Raw genomic sequence first — 3,839 nt, forward strand, 5'->3', positions numbered from 1 at the left:
GCCGGTTGTTGGTGCGTCCGGGTGTGACCGGGTTGTGGCAGGTGTCGGGTCGGTCGGATCTGTCGTGGGACGAGTCGGTGCGGTTGGATCTGTCGTATGTGGAGAACTGGTCGATGGTCTCGGATGTGTTGATCATCGGTAAGACCGTCAAGGCGGTGCTCGCCAGCGACGGCGCCTACTGAGAAATGCCCTACAAGAACGGCCTCGGAGTCCGACTCCGGGGCCGTTCTCGCATGAGCATCCGACCGAAGCGGCGTCGCTCAGTCGGAAGTGCGCTTCGTCGAGCGCCGGGGACGCGACCCGTTCTCGAGAGGTTCGAACAGGACGGCGGTGTTGAGGGTGGCGAGTTCGCGGCTCGCGGCTTCGTACAAGCCGGTGAGTACCTGCATCGATCGCGACGCGTGCCGCAACTTCGTCGTGATGTCGCTCAGTTCCTCGAGGTTGGACACCAGGGTTTCGCGACGCAGCTGGGCATAACGGTCGGTGACGGCCCGACCCTTCTCGGTGACGGTGAAGACCGAGGAGGTGCCGGCCTTCCGTCGTTCGAGTAGGCCGAGACTGACGAGCTTGCGGAGGTTGTACTGCAGGTTCGGCAGATCCTCCCGGTTGGTCAGCTGGGCGATCGTCGCGGTGTCCTTGGACCGCTCCTGCATTCGCACGACGTGCAACGCCACGATCTCGTTGAATGCCAGGTCGAGATCTGTGGCGGCTCGGATCGCCTGGATGGCGAAGCGCTGGAAGCCGCCCTCGGCTTGGAGGATCGCGAACTCGAAGGACGTCAGCGCGTCCTCGTAGGCGTTCTCGGCGAGATGCCAGCGTCTGCCGGTGGGCAGGGGTGCGGTACCGCTGGTCGGCTCGGAGTCTGCGCTGGTCATCACTGTCTTCCGCGATCGGCCCGGGCTTGCGCCCCGCGGCGGTGGCGCCGCGCGAGTTCACGGTATCAAGATTGCGCGCATGTCTTCAATGTAAATTCCGTGGATTTTCTATTGATGTTTCATGAAACTTCGATACTGTGGCTTCAGACACAGCGATGTGTCACCCCACACTTCTCCGAAACCCGGCTTCCGGGTCCCTCGCGGTCGTGCCGGCCCACGAGCCGACCGAAACCCCACCCACCACCTCCAGGGAGGTTGTCCCATGACCGCTATCTCGCACAGCGGATCGTCGGCGGGAGTCACCCGCCAGTACGCCCCATATGTCCAGGCAGACTGGGGTTTCGCCAACCATTGGTATCCCGCTCTGCTCTCCCACGAGCTCGAGGACGGCAGCGCCAAGGGCGTCACCATCGGTGGACATGACATCGCGTTGCGCCGCAGCGCCGGCAAGGCCTACGCGGTATCCGATCGGTGCATCCACCGCGGGGTGAAGCTCTCGGCGAAACCGATGTGCCTGTCCGAGGGCACGATCACCTGCTGGTACCACGGCTTCACCTACGGACTCGAGGACGGAAGCCTCACGACGATCGTCGGCAACCCCGACGACTCACTGATCGGAAAGGCCGGCATCCGGACCTACCCGGTGGAAGAGGTCAACGGGATCATCTACGTGTTCGTGGGTGAGGAGGATTTCGGCACCCCTCCGCCGCTCGCCAACGATCTTCCTGCACCGGTCACCAACGATCCCAACGATTCTCCGGTTCCGCACCTACTCGACGAGGGCATCGTGATCCGGGGGATCCACCGCAAGCTGGTCGGCAACTGGCGCCTCGCGGCCGAGAACGGCCTCGACCCGGGGCACCTGCTGGTGCACTGGGACAACCAGATCCTTGTCGCTCTGGACCGCGCTCTGCCTCTCGGCGTCAACGCTCTCACCGACTCCGCGACCGAGGAGATCGACATCGAGAACGGTCCCAAGGGTGTGATGAACCGCTACGACCGTCCCGACCTGTACCAGCCGGTTCTCGACAACCCCAAGGTCAACATGAAGGCTCGCGGCACGGTGCCGCACTACTTCCGCACATCGCTGTGGGTTCCCGGTGTCCTGATGGTCGAACACTGGCCCATCACCGATCACGTCCAGTACGAGTTCTATGTCCCGATCGACGATCATCATCACGAGTACTGGGAAGTCATCGCTACCCGCGCCCGTACCGACGAGGAGATCGCGGAATTCAACTTCAAGTACGACAACTTCATGCTGCCGCTGGCACTGGAAGGTTTCAACAACAGTGACGTCTTCGCGCGTGAGGCCACCGAGGAGCACTACACCCGCTTCGACGGCTGGAACAACGAGATGCTGTGCGACATGGATTATTCCATCATCGCGTGGCGCAAGATGGCAGCTCGTCACCCCCGGGGCTTCTTCGAGTCGCCCTACCTCGACGAGGACTGAGCCATGACGATCACCCCGACCGAAGCGGTCGCGACGTCCGGTACAGATGTCACCCACACCGTGGACCTGACGTTCGCGGACGGCACCAAGACGGTGACCGTGCCTGCAGGCTCGACGGTCCTCGAGGCGGCAGAGGCCGCCGGGGTCCGCCTGGTCAGCCAGTGCACCGTCGGTACGTGCGGCACCTGCGTCGGCAAGGTCGTTCGCGGCGACCTCCAGATGCCTCGGGATCGAGTGTTCTCCTTGCGACAGGACGAGATCCGCGACGGACAGCGCCTGTTGTGCCAGTCGGTGGCGTGCGCGGACAGTGAAGTCGAACTCGACTATCCGGCCTCGATGCTGGACGACTACCCGCTCGTCGCCGCCACCGCCAAGGTCGGGGCGATCACCTGGCTCGGAGAGTCGGTGGTGGAACTCGTGCTCAAACTGCCGAAATCCGTCCGGTTCGCCTTCCGCGCGGGGCAGTACGTCCGGATGCAGGTGCCGGGTACCGAGGAGTGGCGCTCGTACTCGATGGCCTCGGGTGAGCGCGACCGCAAGAAGCTCACCTTCACCATCCGGGTCCTGCCGTCGGGGGCGATGTCGGACTATCTCCGCAACGGTGCCGTGGTCGGCGACAAGATCGAAATCGAAGGCCCCAGCGGCGCATTCGGTCTCGTGGAGGAATCCGGCCCCACGTTGATGATCGCCGGCGGCACCGGTCTCGCGCCGATGCTGTCCATGCTCGAGAATCTGCAGACCGCTCGCGAGGACACCCCGATCCGCCTGGTATTCGGATGTACCAGGGAAGCGGATCTGTTCCACCTCGACGAACTCCGTGCACGGCAGAGTTTCATGCGCACTCTCGACGTCCGGGTCGTGTCCGATGAGCCGACCTCCATCGACGGAGTCCTCACCGGAAACCCGGTCAGCGTCCTCACCGCGGACGACGTTCGTGACCCCCGTACTACCGCCTATCTCTGTGGACCTCCCGCGATGCTCGCCGCCGCGCACGACCGGCTGGTCGAACTCGGCCTGCCGGCCGAGCGCATTCACGCCGAGCAATTCCTTCCCAGCTAGCCGCTCGCCGCGGCACCCCTTTCGAAACAGAGGACGATATGAGCATCACCCGCTTGGGCGCTCTGAGTGTCGATGTCTCCGATCTCGACACCTGGCGTCAGGTCTTGGTCGATCTGCTCGGCCTGCAGGCACGCCCCCGAGTCGACGACAGCGATCCACTGCTGATCCGGCTCGACGACCATCACCACCGCATTGCGTTGTACCCCGCGGACGAGGACCGGATCCGGGCCATCACCTGGGAGGTCGACGACCTCGACGATCTCCGCGATGTCGCGGAGCGGGTCGCGGCCGAGGGCATCGACGTCGAATGGATCGACACCGGCTCACCGGAAGAGCGACTTGCCGTCGCGGCGTTCCGATTCACCGACGCCGACGGTTTTCCGAACGAGGTGGTCTTCGGGCCCACGATCGACCACACCCCGCTTGCCGGGGGAGGGGTGATCAGTGGG

The 3,839-nt window shown here is 64.3% G+C and carries 5 protein-coding genes; 4 read left to right on the forward strand and 1 reads right to left on the reverse strand.

Annotated elements, in window-relative coordinates:
• Positions 1-182: sugar transferase (locus R1101_RS27380; RefSeq protein ID WP_037224035.1), on the forward strand; the 182-nt coding region annotated here is incomplete at its 5' end.
• A 78-nt stretch (positions 183-260) separates the two neighbouring features.
• Here R1101_RS27380 and R1101_RS0118175 read toward each other — a convergent pair.
• The gene (locus R1101_RS0118175) at positions 261-875 is read right to left on the reverse strand and encodes a helix-turn-helix domain-containing protein (RefSeq protein WP_016934778.1); all 615 of its coding nucleotides are present in this window, start codon (positions 873-875) and stop codon (positions 261-263) included.
• A gap of 262 nt (positions 876-1,137) precedes the next feature.
• Between R1101_RS0118175 and R1101_RS0118180 the strand changes: the two genes are divergently transcribed.
• From R1101_RS0118180 to R1101_RS0118190, 3 genes are all read left to right on the forward strand, one after another.
• A complete protein-coding gene (locus R1101_RS0118180; RefSeq protein ID WP_026003435.1) occupies positions 1,138-2,331 on the forward strand; it encodes a Rieske 2Fe-2S domain-containing protein in 1,194 nt (397 codons plus the stop codon).
• 3 nt (positions 2,332-2,334) lie between these two features.
• Entirely contained in the window at positions 2,335-3,390 is a 1,056-nt protein-coding gene (locus R1101_RS0118185) for an FAD-binding oxidoreductase (RefSeq protein WP_016934779.1), read from the forward strand.
• 38 nt (positions 3,391-3,428) lie between these two features.
• Positions 3,429-3,839 (forward strand): VOC family protein (locus R1101_RS0118190; RefSeq protein ID WP_016934780.1); only part of this gene is annotated, 411 nt, incomplete at its 3' end.

The organism is Rhodococcus sp. R1101, assembly GCF_000278445.1.
In the GTDB taxonomy this organism is placed as follows: Bacteria; Actinomycetota; Actinomycetes; order Mycobacteriales; family Mycobacteriaceae; genus Rhodococcus; species Rhodococcus gordoniae.

Bases quoted from the DNA above. Each gene is read 5' to 3' on its own strand.
- R1101_RS0118185 (WP_016934779.1), top strand. From the start codon at position 2,335: ATGACGATCACCCCGACCGAAGCGGTCGCGACGTCCGGTACAGATGTC.
- R1101_RS0118180 (WP_026003435.1), top strand. From the start codon at position 1,138: ATGACCGCTATCTCGCACAGCGGATCGTCGGCGGGAGTCACCCGCCAG.
- R1101_RS0118175 (WP_016934778.1), bottom strand. From the start codon at position 875: ATGACCAGCGCAGACTCCGAGCCGACCAGCGGTACCGCACCCCTGCCC.